The sequence below is a fragment of the Morganella sp. GD04133 genome (genome assembly GCF_029835375.1).
In the GTDB taxonomy this organism is placed as follows: Bacteria; Pseudomonadota; Gammaproteobacteria; order Enterobacterales; family Enterobacteriaceae; genus Morganella; species Morganella morganii_B.
This window is the reverse complement of the sequence record NZ_JAODZS010000010.1, coordinates 61,016-81,913: the sequence shown is the minus strand read 5'-3', so window position 1 is coordinate 81,913 and position 20,898 is coordinate 61,016. Positions and strand designations below refer to the sequence as shown.

Genomic DNA, 20,898 nt, shown 5'->3' with positions numbered 1-20,898 from the left:
ATATTACAGCCGGGAAACCGGATTGCCCCCGGAAAATGTTCATATTCTCAGAATGATACCGCCGGAAAGTGCGAATGCAAACGATTCAGGACACAGAAATGAATATTCGTGGCGTATGTTTACTGACTGACAACGCAGCGCTGTTAAATGCCGGCCGATTATACCTGCGGACGAACTCACCAGATCCGGATAACAATTCCCCCGAATCAAAAAACAGCTCCCCGGATACCACCATAAAATAACATAATGTTTTTATTTGTTTTTTCCTTATCCAATCACATTGAATTACCGCTCCATTCCGTTACACTAAGTCAAATTTTTTATTCTTCACTTTCTGTTTAAAATTAATCCGTATAAGGGATGATATGACAAAGCAACGTAAACTAAGGATTGCTCTGCTTATAGCTATTGCACTGTCCGGCGGGGCCTGGCTGACCTATTCTGTGACGTCCGGCACTACCCCTGCAGATAAGGGCTATGAGCTGTATTTATCCGGGGATACTGACGGGGCATTCCGCTATTTTTCCGCCGAAGCGGAAAAGGATCCGCAGGCTGCTTATGCGCTGTCAGTCATGTATCTCAGCGGCAACGGTACACCGGAAAATGCGGTGCTGGGTTATCAGTGGCTGGAACGGGCTGCGAAAGCCGGTAATAAAAACGCGTTATATAACCTCGGTTATTACCGCTATCACGGCAGAGTGCCTTATACCGAACAGGATCCGTACGGTATTACCTCACTGAACGCTGCGGCAGAAGCCGGTGTACGTGAGGCACAGGAATTACTGGGCAGTATTTATCTGCACGATAAATATGAAAATATTCCGTCAGATGCAGAGCAGGCGCGAAAATATATGACCGCCGCCGCCGATCAGGGGTCGTTTTTTGCTAAATTCGCCCTGGGTTATATCGCTTACGAATATGATAAAGATTATAAAAAAGCCGTTGAGATCCTGACACCTCTGCTCAGTGAACAATTTATCTTCCCCGCCATGTTACTTTCCCGGATATACGAGACCGGCGGTCACGGAATAGAAGCCGACCCCGGACAGGCAAAAAAATACCGTTATATGGCTTTTTCACAAATAAGCTCACTCAGTGAAGAAGATATTATGCCGAAAGCGCTATCACTCTACGGCGCAGAAACCACGGATGAAACAGCAGCACGGCTGAAAAAACTGGAAAAGATGGCAGAGAACGGTAATCTTCATGCCCGTTACGCCCTCTATGATACTTATATGCAGGGAACGGGGGTCATCACAGATAAAGAAAAAGCCCTCCGTTATTTACAGCCGCTGATTGATAAAAACGATCCGAAAGCCCTTTATACCTGGTATCTTGATACCAAAACAAACCCTGAATATCTGACAGCCGCAGCTGAAGCCGGATATCCCGATGCCCTTTATCTGCTTTATCAAATCCACCGTAATATCCGTTTTGATGATGCCTTCGATTATGATCGTGAACGCGCAGCAGAATACCTGAAACAGGCTGCGGATACCGGACACCACGATGCATTAATCGGAATTATTGCGGATCTTGCCGACAGCTATCAATTTCCGGATAACGATACCAACACACAGATATCCGAGTATTTAGCCAAATTACTGGAAAAATATCCGGATGACCCGGAGGCACTGATGCTGGCTTCCGCACGTTACGGTGATCAGGAAGGGAATATTTATGATCCGGTCCGTGCCTTTGAACTGAATAAAAAATCGGCAGAATTATCGCCGCTGGCAGATTCACAGGATCAGCTGGCCTATAAATACGCCAGAGGTATCGGTGTTGAACAGGATGTAAAAAAAGCCGTCGGGATCTATAAATCCCTGTCAGAAAATCCCTATTTTCAGGATAAGGCTTACCGGCGTTTAACGGATCTGTATTTTTCCTTTGATACCGGTGGTGAAATTGATGAAAAAGAGATTATTGCGTTCCTGAAAAAAGATACCGAAGAGAATAATAACTACCGCCAGGCACACTTTTATGCCGATTATCTGTTGCGGGAAGATCCGGTCAAAAACCGCAAACAGGCTATGGAGCTGTATCAGAAAGCCAGCGAATATACCCCCGCTGCCAATGCTCACCTGGCAAAAGCGCTTATTTCCCTCAATACCGGCGATAATGAACAGGCGCTGAAGCTGGCGCTGGAAATCATGAAGAGTGAATATTCCCGCTCCCTGCTGACGGAAAAAGAATGGAATGATGTCACACAGATTGTCTTCTCCGAAGGCAAAAATGACCTCCTTGCCAGACAATTCTGGGTCCTGCTTGCCCTGCGGGATAATAACGCCGAAGCACAGAAACTGATTACTCCGCTGCTGGGTCAGGATTCCGATGTCACGTATTACTATGCGCGGCTGAAACTGGAAGATGCGGAAGATAAACCGGATATGACCGATGAGATCCTGCGTCCGGATATTGAACTGATGATGAAAGCGGCAGATCAGGGCAGCCCGGAAGCCGGTGAATACATGGTGAATCGTCTGAAGAGCGCAACCCGCCCCGGTACACAGAGCAATCTGAATCAGGCATTTCTGAAGGTAACCGGACTGACGGAACGCGATATTGTACCCCGCCTGACACAGTGTGCTGATGCCGGTGAATGGGCCTGCATGTATGAATTGGGCGAGATCTATTATGAAGGTCAATACGGTGTAAACGCTGACCTGAATGCCTCCATTGCCTGGTATGAAAAAATTCCTGACCGCGATTACCGTTTCACAGAATCACGCCTGAGCAAAGTCAAAAAGAGCCGTGATACCCTGGCAGACCTGAATGCCCGCGTCCGGAAAGGGGATGCGGAAGCCGCCTATGAATTATCTTACGCCTGGAAAAACGGCAATCACGGCCTGACACAGGATCCGGAAAAATCGCTGTATTACCTGAAAATGGCAGCCGAAGGCGGGCACGAAAATGCCATCACCGCTCTGATTGATAACTACAAAAGCACAGACACACTCAGCCCGGAGGATAAAAAACGGCTACTGTCGCTGTACGATAAACTCCCGGGAACCGGTAATAACAGCTATCTGCGTGATCTGGGTACACAGTACCTGCAGGGCAGCAATCTTGTCAGCGCGGATCGTCAGAAAGCCCGCTATTATTTCAGCAAAACCGGTGATTACGGTGCTCACGAACTGGAGGCAATGGATCAGTTTGAAATAAACGTAAAACTGGCGGATGAAAGCCCGAATGCAGCCTATGAAACCGGTTATGCTTATTTTCTCGGACGCGGCACACAAAAAGATCTGCAGCAAGCCCTGCCATACCTGCAAAAGGCAGCAGATGCCGGTCATAACTATGCCACCATCCTGCTGGCGGATACCTATGCAAAGGGAGAGTACGATAAAAAAACACAGCGCCGGATTATCGCACCGGACTGGGACAAAGCCATCGTCCTGATACGTGCCTACAAAGGGCCGCGTGATGTATCAGAAGATATCGCATTCTATGAGAGCACGATAAAACCGGCACTGGCCGGGGACAGCAGCGCCATGAACGCCGCCGGGGAACGCGATAAGAGCCACGGTAATGATGATGCCGCCCGTTACTGGTTTGAAAAAAGTGCGGAAAGCGGTTATCTGCCTGCATTCTGCGCCCTGGCCGGGGCGACGGAAACCAATGACGGCAAAATGGCGGTATTACGCCGTGGTGCGGAGAAAGGTGACAGTTGCTCCGATACCCTGCTGGCAGTCATGCAGCTCAAAGAGAACCGCATACCACCGGATTCACCGGAGCGGGCCGGTGTTGTCACCCGGGTGGAAAACGGACTGAAAAACAGTGATGAATCCGTGTCAAAAGCCGCGTTTGATACACTGGCCCGGCTGTATAACGGTACTCTCAGTGATAACAACGGCAGCTCTCTGTATAACGCGGATAACAAAAAATATCTCGCACTGCTGGAAGCGGAGGCAGATAAACGGGCCGATGCGCAAATCGCCCTGTTCAATTATTACCGGCAGAATAATGACACAGATAAAGCACTGTCTTATCTGCAGAAAGGTCATGATAACGGCGATATTGCTGCCACAGAAGCCCTCTACGAATACTATATATCACCAGAATACTGCCGCCGTGACGATGCCGATCCCGCTAAAGCGGAACAGTATCTGACGGCGTGGCTGAAAAAATCGGACTACCCGGAAAATACCGATAACTATATGCTGATGCCGCCGGAAACCATGACCAAAGCCATGGGGGATGCGTGGCTTGAAGGCTTTTGCAACACCGCACCCGACCCGGATAAAGCCATCGCGTGGTATAACCGCTCGCTGGAATATAACAACACGTACGCCCTGAAAGGTATGTATAACGCTTACGTCAGTAAAAAAGATGCCGCCGAAGCGTATTACTACGGTTCACTTGCCGATGTCAGTTCCCGCGAGGGAGACAAACTGACTGACACACTGACAGATGCAGAACATGATGCGGTGCTGCAACGGATTAAGAAAAAACAGGAATATGAGCAATACGGCCGTTATGAACAGGAAATTGAAGCGAAACGGCAGAAAGCAGAAAGCGGTGATGCCATGGCGGCATTCTCGCTGGGGGTCAACTATGCCCGTGGCGAACGTGTTCCGGAAGATACGGAAAAAATGCTCTATTTCTATGAACTCGCCGGTAAAAACGGCTACGCCAGAGCGTATAACGTACTGGGGAATCTCTACCGCAAACCGAATGAGCGCGGCATCCCGGAGGATGGCAAAAAAGCCCTCGCGTATTTTGATGCGGGAGCCAGACTGGGTGACAGCAATACCGCTCACCTCGCCGGTGATATGCTCTATTTCGGTCAGTCCGGGCTGGAAAAGGATTATCCGCAGGCTGCCCGCTATTATGAAATGACCTCCCTTGAACAGGGCAATCATCATGAAATGGCGAAACTCAAGGTCGCATGGATGTATTATCACAAACTGGTCGGTACCGGCAGTGATGATGATCTGCGCAAAGCACGGGATAACCTGATACTGTCAGCAAAATACGGCAATAAAGAGGCCGAAAAAGCGTTAAAAGAGTGGGATTTTTCACGTATCAGCGATAAAAAATAAATAAGCCGTTTTATTATCAGCGCCCTCCCGGAATGTAATCTGTTCCGGGAGAGTATTTACAACTCACCTGTCCCTCACCCCCAGAATATCCACCTGAATCATCCGTGAATCTGCACGGCCGTGATCATCCACGGCGCGGATACGGTAGCGTCCGGCGGCTTCCGGTTTCCATTCCAGCGGGCGGCGGCTGGTGCTGTTACCGAGGTACGCATCCCCGGCAAACCAGTAAATCACACTGCTGTCATTATCCGCAGTGGCGGTAAAAAACAGAGAGGATGGCTGGTTTGCTGTCCGCCGCAGTGTGTAGGTGGTGTTGCGCAGCGGTGAGGTGATACGCGGCGGAGTGCCGCCGATCAGGCTGTTGCCGCCTTTGCAGTGTGCGGCAGACGGCGGGGTTTTCTTCGGCAGACCGGCCATGGCAAACACCCGGGCCAGATCAGACGGCCAGTATTCATAGATATCAATGTTGACCTGCGCGGGATCATAAGGCGGACAGACCACCTCACCGGTGATTTTATCCGTTGCCACCGGGCGGTAGATGGTATCAACCGCAATCGGTGATTTACCGGGGATAAACCAGGTTTTGCCCCGCCGCTGACACCACGGCGTCGGCAGGTTGCCGCTGGCCAGACAAACCTCCACCTGACGGAGGTTTTCCGGTTGCGGAAAGTCCGGCTCCCGCAGCGCCGGGTACTCCGCCATAATGTTGTCGATAATATTGAAAAACAGCGGTGCGGCGGCTTCTGCGCCAATCAGCGCACTGTTTCCGGTGCCGTCAAAGTTCCCGAGCCAGACCACCAGCACATACGGGCCGGTGATGCCGCTGCTCCAGGCATCACGGAATCCCCAGGATGTGCCGGTTTTCCAGTACACCGGCAGTGTCATCGGTTTTTGCGCGAGGCTGTTACCGGGACGGCGGTGCTGCCCCAGCATATCCAGCGTGATAAACGCCGCTTCCTCACTCAGCAGGCGGACCGGTGCAGCAGGCTGTTCTGATTCAGTCATCCGCAGCGGACGCAGAACGCCCCGGTTGGCGAGGATCGCATAGAGTTTTGCCAGTTCCTGCGCGGTCACTTCACCGCCGCCCAGGACCAGCGACAACCCGTAGTGTTTTTCCCCCGCCATCCCGGAGAGCCCGGCCAGACGGAGAAACTGATAGATATTCGGTTTGCTGAGTTTTGCCGCGATATCCACCGCCGGAATATTACGGCTGTAATTCAGTGCCTGTGTCGCCGGCAGCGGCCCCATAAAGCGCAGATCGAAGTTCTCCGGTGCGTAGCTGCCGAAAGTGGACGGCACATCTTTAAGAATGGTCAGCGGGTGCAGCACGCCCTGCTCCAACCCGAGGGCGTAAATAAAGGGTTTCAGCGCCGAGCCGGGGGAGCGTTTGGCATTGGTGCCGTTCACCTGACCGTGGATCGCCGTGTTGTAATAATCCGCCGAGCCCACCAGCGCCCGCACACCCATATCACGGGTATCAACAAGGAGCACCGCCGCATTGTGTAATCCCGCCTGCTGACGGCGGGCGATAAAAGCAGCCACCTGTTTTTCGGCAATGCGCTGAAGATTCACATCCAGCGTGGTGACCACTGTCTGTGGTTTTTCAGCACTGAACCGGTTCTGCCGCGCTATCTGCTCAATCAGATGCGGGGCGATATAAGGCATCTGCTCCGGCTGGCGCAGCATCAGCGGCAGTTCAAACAGTGCCGCCATGTTTTCATCATCCGGATGTTCTTCCCGCCAGCGCTGCCAGAGCCGGTTACGTGCCTGCATCAGCGGCTGACTGATATCTGCCGTACCGGGTGTGACACGATACCCCGGCGACTGCGGCAGTACCGCCAGCGTCAGAGCTTCCGGCAGTGTTAAATCCGCCGGTTTTTTATTGAAATAGACCAGTGAGGCCGCCCCGGCGCTTTCAATATTCCGGCCATAGGGGGCATAGTTAAGATAGGCTTCCAGAATGTCGTGCTTGGAATAGCTCAGTTCCAGCTGCACCGCCCGCAGGATCTGTTCGGTTTTTCCCCACAGGGTACGGGTGTTGAGGTGCCAGCGCATCCGCGCCAGCTGCATGGTGATGGTTGAACCGCCCTGAAGCCGCTCCCCGCTGATGTAACTGACAAAAAAACCGCGCGTGAGGCTGTACGGATTAAACCCGGGATGGAGATAAAACCAGCGATCCTCATAGCGCAGCGTCCCCTGTGTCAGCAGGGGTGACATCTCTTCCAGCGGGGTCCACAGCCGGTAGCGGTCATCGTTTGCCAGTGTCAGGCGCAGCAGTGTGCCGTTGCGGTCATAATAAGCCACCGACAACGGCAGCCCCTCCGAGAGCGGTGGGTGCGGCCAGAGGCGGAATCCGGTCAGAAACAGCGCCAGCAGGATAACCACTGCCGCCAGGTTCTGTAAAATACGCCGGATGCCGCTCATTCTGACTGATACCGCCCGTGCATTCAGGGTTTATCACCGGCTGGCGGCAGAACCGTAAAGACCCCGGCTGCCGCAGACTGCGCCTGAATCTCCCGGTCATACATGGCTTCGCCAAAGGCCGGAGGAATGGTAAAGCGCCCTGTATTCACCGGTTTTATCTGATAGATAAACTCCTGACTATCCGCCGCAGCACTGCCGTAGATAAGCACTCTGTCCTCGCGGGCATCAGTGAAGTCCGGCACCCAGCGGCGGCCGGTGCTGAACGGGAGCTGTGACAGTTGCAGGCTGTCCGCCGCTTCCGGATCCTGACGCACCACCTCAAACCCGCCCGGCAGCAGATCCGCCACCACAATATTATTCAGCCCCTGTTTGGCATTGGCGCGGATATGCAAACGGACATACACTTTTTCGCCCTGTACCGCGCTGGTTATCACCTCACCTTTTTCATTCAGGTAATCACGGCTGATTTCCAGCCCTTTCTCTACTGCCGCCTGCGACGGTGTGCGGTCAAAACCGGATTCTGTCACCACATACCAGGCCGGGTTATCCGACGGATTATCAAAGCGGATTTCACTGATACCGTCACCGAATTTTCCGGTCGCGGAGGCATTTTTCATCACCGAAATCACGTCAGGCGCGTCTTTGCCTTTCAGGACACTGATGGTGAGTTCACCGGCTTGTGCACCGCTCTGCTGCATATGACGGCTGTAGTATTCCATTGCCAGAATACTCATGGCGGCTGAAGAGGTGGTGTAACGCTCCTCTTTAAAGCGCAGCACCATGTTTTCCAGCAGTTGCGGCGGGATAGCAGACACTTTTTCCGGGAAGTGACGGACAATCAGATAGAGCCGTGTGCTGTCCTGCACCAGCGGATCGAGGTAGCTCCGTGTCCACCATGCTTTGTTGTAAGCCGTGTTCAGGGCTTTCCACGTCGGTGTCAGCATCATATCCGCCTGTTTATCCATCTTCAGCATTTTGTAGGATGCCGCAAGATACAGCGCACCCGGATCAGCCTGCCACGAATCCGGATAACGGCTCTGCATCTGTGTCTGCACCTCAGCCAGCAGTCCGGTGGTCACTTCGCCCTGACGGGTCAGCAGATAGACAGCAAAAGCACGCATCCGCATATCATCCTGCGTATTCAGCATCGGGTTCGCCGCCACTTTCTTCAGATAAATATTGGCGGAGCCGAGCAGCGATTCCTGCACCGGATAACCGGCGTCCTGTGCTTCCAGCAGGAACTGCACCACATACAGCGTGACAAACGGATCGGTTTCCGGCATCGCCTGCCATTCGCCGATACCGCCCTGGCCGTTCTGCCGCGTCAGCAGTGTGGTCATGGTCTGTTGCAGCTGTTTGCGGATCGCTGTCTGTGACTGCAGTGTGCTGATTTCCGGATTACGCTGACTGAACAGCAGCGGAATGGCGCGGCTGGTGATCTGCTCCGAACAGTTATACGGATAGTTGTCCAGATACTGCGACAGCGCCTCGCTCATCACCATCGGCGAGTATGATACCCGCGCATCCCGTTTGGCATAGTTATCAAACATCTGCCGCAGCGCCGTCACCCGCTGCTGTTTACCGTCCATCCGTCCGAGAGACGAGCGGGTGCGGTAAGCCGAGGCCGGACGGACTGACAGGTTCTGCGTGCGGACCGCCGATTTATCCCCGGAAGTGACACGGAAAGTGATATCCGCCGTGCCCGGCAGCGCATTGGCTTTCAGGCGGAACGACAGTACCGTCTCTTTCTTCTCACCGAGGGTGATCTGCGCACGGTTGCTGCCGGTGATTTCCAGTGCCGGATCGGCGCTGACGGTGACATCCAGCGGCACCGCTTCACCGTTCAGACCGGTCAGGTTATTGGCGATACCGAGGGAGACATCAAACTCATCGCCCGGGGAGACCATGGCCGGAATATTCGGCGTCAGCACAAAGTCATCCCGTACCGTGGTGCTGCTCTGTGTGTGGCCGATGCGGTCAGGTGAAACCGATACCGCCATCACGCGGATCTTACCGTTGAAATAATCCGGCACCTGATAATTAAAGACCGCGTCGCCATCAACTGCGGTGATCCCCGACCAGTATGCCACCGGTTCATCCCGCTTGCGTTTGAACGGATTAAGATGCAGATCGATGCCATCTCCGGCATCCCCGCCCGGTGCGGCGGTCAGCGCCATCATTTTGCTGAACTCCGGCAGGATCAGGTCAAGGATCTGAGTGCTTTTCACTTCCAGCGCCCGTTTGCGGAAGAAATAGTCGAGCGGATCTTTCAGGCGGTAACGCGCCACCTGCAATATGCCTTCATCGATGGCAAAGACCACCACATTCTGCGGCGAGGTGGTTTTCACATGAACCGCCAGGTTTTCACCCGGTTTCATGACATCCGGTGATGTCAGCGAAATCCCCGCGTTAAACGCCTCATGGCTGACACGGAACGGCTGCACACCGAAACTCAGCGGGCTCATAAAGATTTCATCGGAGTTGATATCGCGGACAAACTGCACGTTAACATAGCCGTTGCCGGTCAGCTCTGCCGGTACACGGATTTTCTGCACCGAGTTGGTGGTATCTGCGCGGAACCATACCCATTGATACACTTTGTCGCGCTCAATGGTGATAATACCGCTGCCGGTGTACGGCGCACTGACAGCAATTTCAATCTCTTCGCCCGGTTTGTATTCCTCTTTATTCAGCGTCAGCTGCAGTTCCGCATTGCGATCCAGTGAGCGGGTGATATTCGCGTTACCGGCAACGGTGTAATCGGTTCGGTTCAGCACATTACTGTCCGCATCTTCCACCTGCAGGATAAAATGACCGGGTTTCGAGGTGTTCAGTGTGAGATCAGTGCCGGTGCTGCTGATGGTCAGCGGCTGCTCATCAATCCGGGTTTCTTTCAGTCTGGACTGATATTTGAAGACCCCGGACGGCTGACGCATCAGCACGGAAATGTATTTCTGCTCCAGAAGCACCAGCTTCAGGTTGCTCTTTTCAATACGGGTCAGTGACGGATCCACCGCAATCAGATTCAGCATCCGCACTGCATCCTTACTGATGTAATCCGTGTCGCCGTCCGCTTTGATACCCACCAGCGAGTCATGCGGGGAGACCAGTACCCGCGCCGCTGCCGTGACCGAACGACCGCTGCCCGGCTCAAACGCTTCGGTGAACAGCTGTAACTGATAGGTCGCTTCCGCGTAGTTTTCCAATCCTAATGCCAGCGGTGCGGCACCGTTTTCATCGGTGGTGCGCTCTTCAAGCTGCGTTTCAAAGTTATCCGTACTGCGGCTGTTTTCATAGAAACGGTAATCCGGATACTGCGTGAATGACGGATAAACCGGCCGCATGGTCATTTTTGTCGCGATACGGCGGTTCTGCGCCGGGGTGCCGAACAGGTTCTGCACATCAACCGCTGCCTGTAATTCATCCGGTTTCACCCAGCCCTGCTGACGATCCGGCGTCAGTTTCAGTGCCACTTTCATGCTGTCCGGCTCAAACTCTTTCACCACCACGGTGGTGGTACCGAGCAGGCGCAGATCGTTCTCATCTTTACCTTCCAGGTAGAGATAGATATTCCAGTCGCCGGTCGGGGAGTTTTCCGATGTGGTGTAGCTCAGTTCGCTGAAACCGGTGGCATCAAGAATAATCTGCTGTGAATGCATCAGCGTGTCACGCGGGTCGCGGATCTCCGCCCGCAGCGGGATGCCGGTCAGCGGAGTTTTCCAGTCATAGGTGCGGGTGATAAGCCCGGCATGAAAGGTTTCTCCCGGCCGGTAAATACCGCGATCAGAGAAGAGATAGCTGCTGAGAGTGCGCGGATCTTCCGGGGTTTCGTCGCCGTAAATATCAAAGCGCGAGAAGTCCGGCTGGCGGTCATACCAGGCATTGACCGGCAGGAAGGAGACATCCCCCTCTTTTTCCGCCAGGAACATTACCGCCATCTGCTCATTACGGAAATCATGCAGCGGCGGGAATGCGGCGTGGCCGTCACTGCCTGTCACCCGGCTCAGCAGTGTGGTGCCGTTTTTGGCTACCACCGAGACTTTCGCGCCGCTGACCGGCTCGCCGGTATACACGGACTGCACGAACACATCCCGCGAGCCGTCAAGGGAGGATTTCGCGATGATCCCCATATCAGTGACCACCACAAAGCGCGAGTCGAGCACCGCGTCCTCTTCGTAATCCTCATCCCCTTCGTCATAACTTTCCGCTTCCGTGGCTTCCGCCGGTTTAGCCGGATCCCACGCCCGCAGGCTCAGCAGGAATATGCCGCGTTTTGCGGACGGGTCGGCGGAAAGGTATTTGCTCAGGTCGATACCTTTATACTGAATATCGCCGGGCCTGGCGGCTGACAGCGCCGTCTGATAAGTAAAGTGCTCCGTAAAGTATTCATCACTCAGACGGTTAAAATCCGTTGAGGTAAAGTTTTTATCTTTAAAGGAGACGATGTGCTGTAACTGGCCTGGGATCACCCGTTTCACATCCAGTTGCAGGCCCGGGAAGTTACGTGCCGCGACGGTGATCTGTTTTTCACCTTTCATCGACAGCAGTGCCCCGTCTGACATAAAGCGCAGTGTTTTCGGGTAATCCGGGATGCGTACCGGCAGATAACGTGATGTTTTCAGGTAATAACCGCCCGCTGAACTCATACCGCCGGTGATTTCCACCAGCAGCCAGCGGTTGGCCGGGGCATTGTAACTGAAGCTGAATGCCGCCTGATTTTCCTGCTCGCTGTCATCCGTGGTCAGCGCCACCGGCTCTGATAAAGCAATGACTTTTTCGCTGATATCATCCGGTTTCCAGTCGTCGTAAATACCCTCAGAATGATAATCGGGATGTTTTTCCGGCAGCAGACGGGCACGAACCGCTTTTGTGATCTGTTTTTCATTCACCGGGTCGGAGAATGACACAATCAGGGCGCGGCGATCTTTTCCGTCATCTGATTCCACCAGCTGACTGTCGATACCCGTCACATCCAGGCTGTAGCGGTTCGGCACGATCACACGGAAGGTTTCATCTTTGTCCGTGGTATTGGCCGGAACGGCTGCACCGACACCGGCTCTGACTGTCAGCAGCACTTCGCTGTCCGTATCATTGAGTGCCAGCTGCCCGGAGTGGATCCAGGCTTTGAGTTTTTTATCATCATAAGTGACGGTATACGGCACCGGCTTGCCGTCACGGGTCATGGACAGACGCGATTCCAGATTTTTGACATCAGCGGGAGCATTGAAGGTCAGGCCGATGATGGCGTGTTTCTTCATCGGATCCTGCGGATCCTGATAGAACTCCGCCCGGCCGCCGCGATAATAAAACTCAGGTGTGGTAAAGGTCTTTTGTTTCTCCGCTAACGCCACCTGCGGAGCCAGCAGTGTTTTGACATCCATATCGACGGTGTAGGTTTTCCCCATCGGGAAGGTTTTTTTCGCCGTGAATACCAGCTTGCGGTCATTACGCCACTGCCACTCACCTTCCATTGCGGGGGTCAGGCTAATACCGGCAGTGACCGATTTGCCGATCAGCGTCACCGGGGCGGCAGAGCCGGAGAATGTCACCACCACAATCTGCGCTGAATTATCATCACGGTGATAATTCACTGCCGAAGGGCGCTGCACAGACGCGGAAATATCCTGCACCACCAGCGGCGCAACATCCACCGGCTTGGGTTTGTTCTGATACCAGTGCCACGTGTAATAACTGCCCGCTGCCACCGCAGCGGTCAGCAGCAATAAGACAAAAATAGTTTTCGGATAGCGGTTTACCCCCCGCTCCAGCCGGACAAGCTGATTACCGGCAAAGGTCACCCAGCCCGGTACCGCCCAGCGGATCCGTCCGGTGAACGGGCGCAGCAGAAAACCCAGCAGCGTAAAAAGATAAACAAGACCGCGTGCTGCCAGACGCAGCAGAATAAAAGGTAAGCGGAGGATAAAACGCAGAACGTCCATGACAACATTTTCCTCTGTGTGTTGAGACTGACATCAGTTTGCCGCAGCACACAGTGAAATCCGGTTCAGCCGGAAGCTGTCAGTGCCCGATACTCTCATCCTCCATAAAACAGCCCATAAAGCAAATTATTGCATAAGGAATAATCTTAAATTACGGCCCCGCCGTGTCCGCCGGGGCCGGTTCAGGAAAAACATTATTCCAGCGCACTCAAAATAGCCTGTGCGGCTTTGACTCTTTCAGTATTCGGGTAGTTTTTATTCGCCAGGATCACAATCGCCACCTGTTTTTCCGGAATAAAGGCCACATAGGCGCCGAAACCGGTTGTTGCCCCCGTTTTATGCACCCAGGAAGCGCGGTTGTACGGCTGCACCTGATTGTCGGTTACCGGATGCGGCTGCAATGCGACTTCATTGGTCACGCCGTTCACGATCATGTCCTTCTGCTGCGGCCAATCATACATTTCCCAACCCAGCCCCTGGTTAATCGCGGCGGTTTTATAGTAGCGGGTCTGTGCAAGATACATTGCCATTTCCAGATCGGCATTACCGGCCCGTGACGGCTCCATATTCATTTCCGCCCAGCGCAGCATATCTTTTGAGGCGGATTTCACTCCGTAAGATTCCGCATCAAGTTGTCCCGGCGACACGCGAACCGGTTTTTTGTTTTTATAGCCGTACGCATACTGGCTTTGCGCGCTTTCCGGCACGGTAATAAAGGTGTGTGATAACCCCAGCGGAGACAGGATACGCGTGGTCAGCAACTGCTCATACGGCATCCCTGCGGCGTTGGCGGTCAGAGCACCAAACAGGCCGATACTGCTGTTTGCATACAGACGCATATCGCCCGGCTGCCATGACGGCTGCCACTGCTGGTAGAAATGCAGCAGATCCGCACGGCTTTTCACCGCATCCGGCACCTGTAACGGCAGCCCGCCTGCGGTATAAGTAGCCAGATCGAGCAATGTGATCCCCTTCCACTGCGGTTGTGTCAGTTCAGGCCGGTATTTTGCCGCCGGGTCATTCAGGGACATCTCTTTTTTCGCCACGGAAACCGCACCCAGCACACCTGTGAAAGTTTTACTTACAGATCCGAGCTCAAATAGTGTATTTTCAGTGACCGGCTGTTTTGCCTCAACATCGGCAAAACCGTAATTGAAATAATAAGGCTTGCCCTTTACGGAAACAGCAACCGCCATTCCGGGAATATCCTGCTGTGCCATCAGCGGTTTAATGGTGCTGTCCACCACCGCTGCGACATTGTCAGCGGCGGAAAACCCCGGGGCGGAAAACGCCACCAGGGCAGAAATCAGTGTTGCAGATAATGATTTTTTCATCAGAATTAACCTTCCGTGTGTGAGTAACGGCGGCAAGTATCGTCAGATTCGCCGGACAGAACAAACGGTTAATTATAACAAGAGCCTAAAGAAAAACTTACAGGTGGATTATGGTCAGACGTTATCTCCCCCTTAACCCGCTGCGTGCCTTTGAGGCTGCCGCCCGTCATCTCAGCTTTACCCGTGCGGCGATTGAGCTGAATGTCACCCATGCCGCCGTCAGCCAGCAGGTCAGAGTGTTGGAAGAGCAGCTCAGCTGTGCGCTGTTTACCCGCGTTTCGCGCGGGCTGGTGCTGACCCATGAGGGCGAGGGATTACTGCCGGTGCTTAACGAGGCGTTTGACCGGATTGCGGACACGCTGGAGTGTTTTTCTCACGGGCAGTTCCGTGAGCGGGTGAAAGTGGGGGTGGTCGGGACATTTGCCGCAGGCTGGCTGCTGCCGCGTCTGAGCGGATTTTATGACAGCCATCCGCATATTGATCTGCATATCTCCACCCACAATAACCACGTGGATCCGGCGGCGGAAGGGCATGATTATACGATCCGTTTCGGTAACGGCGCATGGCATGAATCAGACGCGGAACTGATTTTCAGCGCACCGCACGCCCCGCTGTGCTCACCAGCGATTGCAGAGCAGTTACAGCAGCCGGATGATGTTCACCGCTTCACGCTGCTGCGTTCGTTCCGCCGGGATGAGTGGAGCCGCTGGCTGGATTGTGCGGGCGGCACACCGCCTTCCCCGTCACAGCCGGTCATGGTGTTTGATACCTCACTGGCCATGGCGGAAGCGGCGCAACTGAGTGCCGGGGTAGCGATTGCGCCGGTAAGTATGTTCAGCCGCCTGTTGCAGTCGGGCGCACTGGTACAGCCGTTTGCCGCTGAGATCACCCTCGGCGGCTACTGGCTGACCCGGTTACAGTCCCGTCCGGAAACCCCGGCCATGCAGCATTTTTCCCGCTGGCTGCTGAATACGGCAGGAAAATGACACTCACTCACCTTCCAGGCTTTTTACCCGCAAATCATCACCGTCACTGATGCGCAGCCGTTCACTGCCGCAGTGCGGGCAGCATCCGGCGTGCTGCATAATTTCGGCCTCACGGCTGCAATCCCAGCACCACGCCTGTGCCGGGATAACATCAACATGCAGTGTGCAGCCCTGCGCCACGGTATCACGGCAGGCGATATCAAAACAGAAGTGCAGCGCACTCTCTTCCACATCCGCCAGTGCGCCGACTTCCAGCCAGACATCCGTTACCCGCGCAATACCGTGCTGTTCAGCCTGCTCGCGGATAATGTCCGCCGCGCTCATGCACAGGGATAACTCATGCATGCCGGGGCACCGGTTTACCGGTAAACAGCGCTCTGCGTCCGGCCATCACCGGAGCATCCGGATCGGTGACCGGCAGTGAGAGCAGCATACGCGCACTGTCATCTGCCAGCCTCATTCCCTCCTGCGGGGACAGAGTATGCGGCAGCGGCGACAGCAGCGAACACGCCAGATACTGAGATACCCCTTCCAGCTCACCGACCGTGAATGTTATGGTGCCGTACGGCAGCCGCAGGCCGATTTTTTCACTGACTTTGCGCGGCGGCCAGAGTTGATCCGGCCCCGGAAAAATCACGGCACTGAACATCCACGGCGTGATCACACACCCCGTCCACTGCCCTTCAAACAGCGTCAGTTCCGTGACATAAACCGGCATTGACGGGTGCAGGAAGGTGAGATCGTGCATAGTCTCTGCCGTTATCTTTTCAAAAGCTTCGCGGATCTGCGTTGCCGGGCTGTGTATAAAGCCCTGAATATCCTCAGACATCTGCCGTCTCCTTCTTCACCGCCTCAACACCCGATTCCCGCAGTACCGCCAGCACCTGTTGCAGTGCCGGTTCAACAGCGGCCTGCAATTGCGGGGTCAGACCAATATCCGGCTCCAGCGAGGCCGGAACCACGCCCACCAGCGTCAGTTTAGCCGGAAACTCCCCGGTAAAACGCAGTGCGGACAAAACATCGGATAGCCCCAGCTGGTGCGGGGAGATTTTGTTGGTAAACAGCGCCGGTACTTCCTCATCCCGCAGAATGCGGATGGTGCCCGGGGCACTTTTCGCCGTCACAATGGCATCGGTGATAATCAGATGATCCCGCCCGGCCATGCTGTCAAGCAATTCCATCCCCGCCGTGCCGCCGTCCATCACGTCCACATAATCCGGCAGGATATAACGTTCCGCCAGCGCTTCCGCGATATGCACACCGATGGCTTCATCGGTCAGCAGAATATTACCGACACCTAATACCAGAATCCGCATCACAGCACCTTCACTGATACCGTTTCACGGCCATCAACATCAACAATGTGAACCGCACATGCCATGCACGGGTCGAATGAGTGGATAGTGCGCACCACTTCCAGCGGTTTTTCCGGATCGGCAATTTTCAGCCCGACCAGCGATTGTTCATACGGCCCCGCCACATTATCGTGATTGCGCGGCCCGCAGTTCCAGGTGGACGGCACCACCGCCTGATAGTTTTCGATCACACCGTCTTTGATCACCACCCAGTGCGATAACATGCCGCGCGGTGCTTCCAGGAAACCCACGCCTTTTATCACACCGGTGGCAGGGAATTCCGGTTTCACATACGTGATGTGATCCCCGGTACCGATATTGGCGATCAGCGCGGCATACTGATTCTGCAACACCGCCTGTAATTCACAACAGTGCACCGTACGGCCGATAATCCGCCCGAGTGTCGAGTGCAGCTGTTTCACCTCTAACGGATTGCCGGTCAGGGTCTGATAAACCGTGATAATTTCATTCAGTTTTTCTTCTGTACCGGGGTGTTTCGCCGCCAGTTTGCAGAACATATTCGCCAGCGGCCCGACTTCCACGGTTTTGCCGTACAGGGTCGGCGATTTCACCCACGAGTATTTACCGTCCGGATCCCAGCCGGTGTATTTCGGCTCAGTTGTGCCTTCCCACGGTTTTTGCGGCGCTTCATCCTGATACCAGGAGTGCGGCGAGCTTTCCTGAATGCCTTCCAGCAGGAAAGCATCCGTCTGGGAATCGATCGGGCGGAAGGTCGCTAAATCAGCGTTTTCAATGTAGCCGCCCGGGAACAGAAAACTGCCGTTTTTGCCGTCGGTCGGGAATTCCGGCGTGCTCAGGTAGTTCACCGCGCCCTGCCCGGTTTCAAACCACTGCGGGTAAAATGCAGCAATAACCGCAGTATCAATTTTATAAACCTGCTCAACGAAATCATTCAGCTTGTCGATAAATGATTTGATATACATCAGGCGTTCCAGGTTCAGCACACCGATACCGTCGAGATTAATCGGGTTTGCCACCCCGCCGACCGCCAGGTTTTGGATATGCGGCGTTTTGCCGCCCAGCAGCGCCACAATGCGGTTAGCATCGCGCTGGCATTCCAGCGCCTGTAAATAGTGCGCGACCGCAATCAGGTTCACTTCCGGCGGCAACTGCATTGCCGGATGTCCCCAATAGCCGTTAGCAAAAATCCCCAGCTGCCCGCTCTCCACCAGTGCCTTGATTTTATCCTGCCCTCTGATGAATTCCTGCGTGCTGTTGAGCGGCCAGTCAGACACGCCGTTCAGCATGGCAGAGGCTTTTGCCGGATCCGCTTTCAGTGCGGAAGTGATATCCACCCAGTCCAGCGCGGAAAGCTGATAAAAGTGGACGATATGGTCATGGGTGGTGTGCGCCGCCAGAATAATATTGCGGATATACTGCGCATTCACCGGCACATCCAGATTCAGGGCGTTTTCCACCGCACGCACCGAGGCCAGGGCATGTGTGGTGGTACACACACCGCAGATACGCTGGAGGATCATCCACGCATCGCGCGGGTCCTTACCTTTGACAATTTTTTCCATTCCGCGCCACATGGTGCCTGACGCCCAGGCTTTGGTGACCACACCATCATCAATTTCACAGTCGATGCGTAAATGTCCTTCGATACGGGTAACCGGATCAATCGTAATTCTCTGGCTCATGACTTGCTTGCCTCATGATAAGGGGGAGCAGCTGGTTTTTTTACTGCAGGGAGTATCGGTAACAGGCGGATCAGGAAAAGGTAAGCGCAGATCTCAACAGCCACGAAACCAATGGAAATTAACAGTTCTTCTGCTGACGGAAAGTAGTGATAGCCATTGCCGGGATCAAACGCCAGCAATGAATAGGCGAGACGCCAGGCCGCACAGCCGAGCAGCATACTCACCGCACCGGTATAGAGCAGACGGGAATCGCGGCGGAACGCCGGGATACTGAAGACTGCCAGTGCAAACACCATCAGCAGGATTTCACACCAGAACAGGACGGCGTAGTAATCTCCGGCAAAAGCCAGCCCGAGCTTGCCGCGGTAAATCAGTTCCCCGAAGCGCAGGATCAGAAACAACGCCATCAGCACACTGACGGTCAGTGCCAGCTTGCCGAACAGCCGTTTTTCATCGGGGCCGTTGCCTTTCAGGCCGCTCTGCACCAGTGAGCCCTCAAAGACCACGATGGAGAATCCCATAATAAAGGCGGTGAGCAGAGAGAACAGCGGCAGCATTTCATAACTCTGCCACAGCGGATAGACCTTGTGGCCTGCCGCAATCATCAGTGATCCCATCGAGGACTGGTGCATAGCCGGTAACAACGCGCCGAGCGCTATCACAAAAAACATGATTTTGTTCAGCCGCTTCAGGGAGATTTTCCAGCCCATGCGCTCACAGAATGCCGGGGCCAGTTCCAGCGCCATCACGCCGATATAAATCGTCATACAGACTGCGGTTTCCAGCAGAACGGAGTTGACGTTGAAAATGCCCGGAATAAAGAAGTTCGGCATATTCCAGTAGCGACCAAGGTCAATGGTGATGGATAACCCGCCCAGCGAATACCCCAGCAGGCTTGCCAGCAGTGCCGGACGTACCAGCGGGTGATATTCCCCTTTGTTGAAGACATACACCGCCCACGCCAGCGCCCAGCCGCCGCAGGCAAAACCGGTGCCGATCAGCAGATCAAAGGCAATCCAGATCCCCCACGGATAGCCACCGTTCAGATCAGAGACTGACCCCAGCCCGAAGACCAGACGTTTGACGATAAGCAGCACACAGAGGATAACAAGCGGTCCGAAAATGATGATCGGCTTACTGAATAATTTTCCGCCGAGGGGTTTGGGATCATGACTCATGATCATCACCTCCGTCGTGAGTGTCATTTTTGCTGTTGCGGCGCACCAGCACAGTGAGCCCGGCCAGTACCGCCAGCGGCAGGATCATCCCTTTGTACAGGGTATGCTGGATGTTTTCAGAACGGGCGCCGGTGGAGAGTTCTGCCAGTTCCGGCAGTTGCAGATTCTGATACGGCACGCCGGTCAGTACCATCACCTGCGTTCCGCCGCCCTCTTTTTCGCCGTACAGATGCGGGTAATAGGAAGGCACGGGATGGTTGTAGTTGTCGCCGGTTTTCAGGGTCTGGCGCGGATAGGCATATTCCTCTCCGGCTGTCAGCCCGAGGCGTTTTTTCGCTTCACTCATCAGATCTTCGCGGGAACCGAAGATGATAGCGCCGGTCGGGCAGACATCCACACAGCCGGGCAAACCGCCTTTATCCAGCAGTTCAACGCCTTTCTGGTTGCACAGTTCGCATTTGCTGATCGCCCCGAACGGGTTATCGTAATCGTATTTCGGTATATCATACGGACAGCCGACCATGCAGTAGCGGCAGCCGGTGCAGATATCTTTGTCGTAATGCACAATGCCGGTGACCGGATGCTTTTTGAGCGCACCGACCGGGCAGACGGAGACACAGTTCGGATCAACACAATGCATACATTGTTTCTTGATGTAGGCATAACCGTCTTTTTCCTGATCTTTGTGTTCGCCGCTGCCGCTCGTCCATACCTGGATAATGTTATTGGTGTACGGCGACAGCTTGTCATTGTTGGACCACGTCTGCGCCCCGTCCGGATTACGGCCGGGGAAATTGATATCCTGACATTTGGTCACACACGCCTGACAACCGACACACAGGGTGGAGTCATACAGCATGCCCAATGCACCGGGGATCGGCGGGCGGTTCTCCGCCGCCGCGTGGCTCACGGATGTATTACCTAACAGTAATGCCCCGCCGGAAGCCACTTTAATAAAGTCACGCCTGTTCAC

11 protein-coding genes are annotated in these 20,898 nt (G+C 54.4%); 2 read left to right on the top strand and 9 right to left on the bottom strand.

Features of this window, described 5'->3' with window-relative positions; genetic code table 11:
- Window positions 1–365 precede the first annotated feature (365 nt).
- Window positions 366–5,045: a sel1 repeat family protein gene (locus N7387_RS06440; RefSeq protein ID WP_279797852.1), complete on the top strand. Its 4,680-nt coding sequence runs from the start codon at window positions 366–368 to the stop codon at window positions 5,043–5,045.
- A 63-nt stretch (window positions 5,046–5,108) separates the two neighbouring features.
- On the opposite strand, the gene pbpC is transcribed toward N7387_RS06440, so the two are convergent.
- From pbpC to blaDHA, 3 genes are all read right to left on the bottom strand, one after another.
- Window positions 5,109–7,469 (bottom strand): penicillin-binding protein 1C, encoded by a 2,361-nt coding sequence (gene pbpC, locus N7387_RS06435; protein WP_279797851.1) that lies wholly within the window; start codon window positions 7,467–7,469, stop codon window positions 5,109–5,111.
- 23 nt (window positions 7,470–7,492) lie between these two features.
- Complete coding sequence (locus N7387_RS06430) at window positions 7,493–13,408, bottom strand: alpha-2-macroglobulin (protein ID WP_279797850.1); 5,916 nt, start codon at window positions 13,406–13,408, stop codon at window positions 7,493–7,495.
- 194 nt (window positions 13,409–13,602) lie between these two features.
- Entirely contained in the window at window positions 13,603–14,742 is a 1,140-nt protein-coding gene (gene blaDHA / locus N7387_RS06425) for a DHA family class C beta-lactamase (protein ID WP_279797849.1), read from the bottom strand.
- A 110-nt stretch (window positions 14,743–14,852) separates the two neighbouring features.
- Between blaDHA and ampR the strand changes: the two genes are divergently transcribed.
- Window positions 14,853–15,728 (top strand): LysR family transcriptional regulator AmpR, encoded by an 876-nt coding sequence (ampR, locus tag N7387_RS06420; RefSeq protein ID WP_279797848.1) that lies wholly within the window; start codon window positions 14,853–14,855, stop codon window positions 15,726–15,728.
- Window positions 15,729–15,731: 3 nt separating this feature from the next.
- On the opposite strand, the gene hypA is transcribed toward ampR, so the two are convergent.
- Genes hypA through hybA form a run of 6 tightly spaced genes read right to left on the bottom strand, consistent with a single transcriptional unit; the run spans window position 15,732 to window position 20,898 of the window.
- Complete coding sequence (gene hypA, locus N7387_RS06415) at window positions 15,732–16,073, bottom strand: hydrogenase maturation nickel metallochaperone HypA (RefSeq protein WP_279797847.1); 342 nt, start codon at window positions 16,071–16,073, stop codon at window positions 15,732–15,734.
- Window positions 16,066–16,557 (bottom strand): hydrogenase-2 assembly chaperone, encoded by a 492-nt coding sequence (gene hybE / locus N7387_RS06410; protein WP_279797846.1) that lies wholly within the window; start codon window positions 16,555–16,557, stop codon window positions 16,066–16,068. The genes hypA and hybE overlap by 8 nt, the downstream gene beginning before the upstream one ends.
- Complete coding sequence (locus N7387_RS06405; RefSeq protein WP_072869376.1) at window positions 16,550–17,044, bottom strand: HyaD/HybD family hydrogenase maturation endopeptidase; 495 nt, start codon at window positions 17,042–17,044, stop codon at window positions 16,550–16,552. Before N7387_RS06405 ends, hybE begins: the two co-directional genes overlap by 8 nt.
- A complete protein-coding gene (gene hybC, locus N7387_RS06400; RefSeq protein WP_279797845.1) occupies window positions 17,044–18,747 on the bottom strand; it encodes a hydrogenase 2 large subunit in 1,704 nt (567 codons plus the stop codon). The genes N7387_RS06405 and hybC overlap by 1 nt, the downstream gene beginning before the upstream one ends.
- Entirely contained in the window at window positions 18,744–19,925 is a 1,182-nt protein-coding gene (gene hybB, locus N7387_RS06395) for a Ni/Fe-hydrogenase cytochrome b subunit (RefSeq protein WP_279797844.1), read from the bottom strand. Before hybB ends, hybC begins: the two co-directional genes overlap by 4 nt.
- The gene (hybA, locus tag N7387_RS06390; protein WP_262882027.1) at window positions 19,915–20,898 is read right to left on the bottom strand and encodes a hydrogenase 2 operon protein HybA; all 984 of its coding nucleotides are present in this window, start codon (window positions 20,896–20,898) and stop codon (window positions 19,915–19,917) included. Before hybA ends, hybB begins: the two co-directional genes overlap by 11 nt.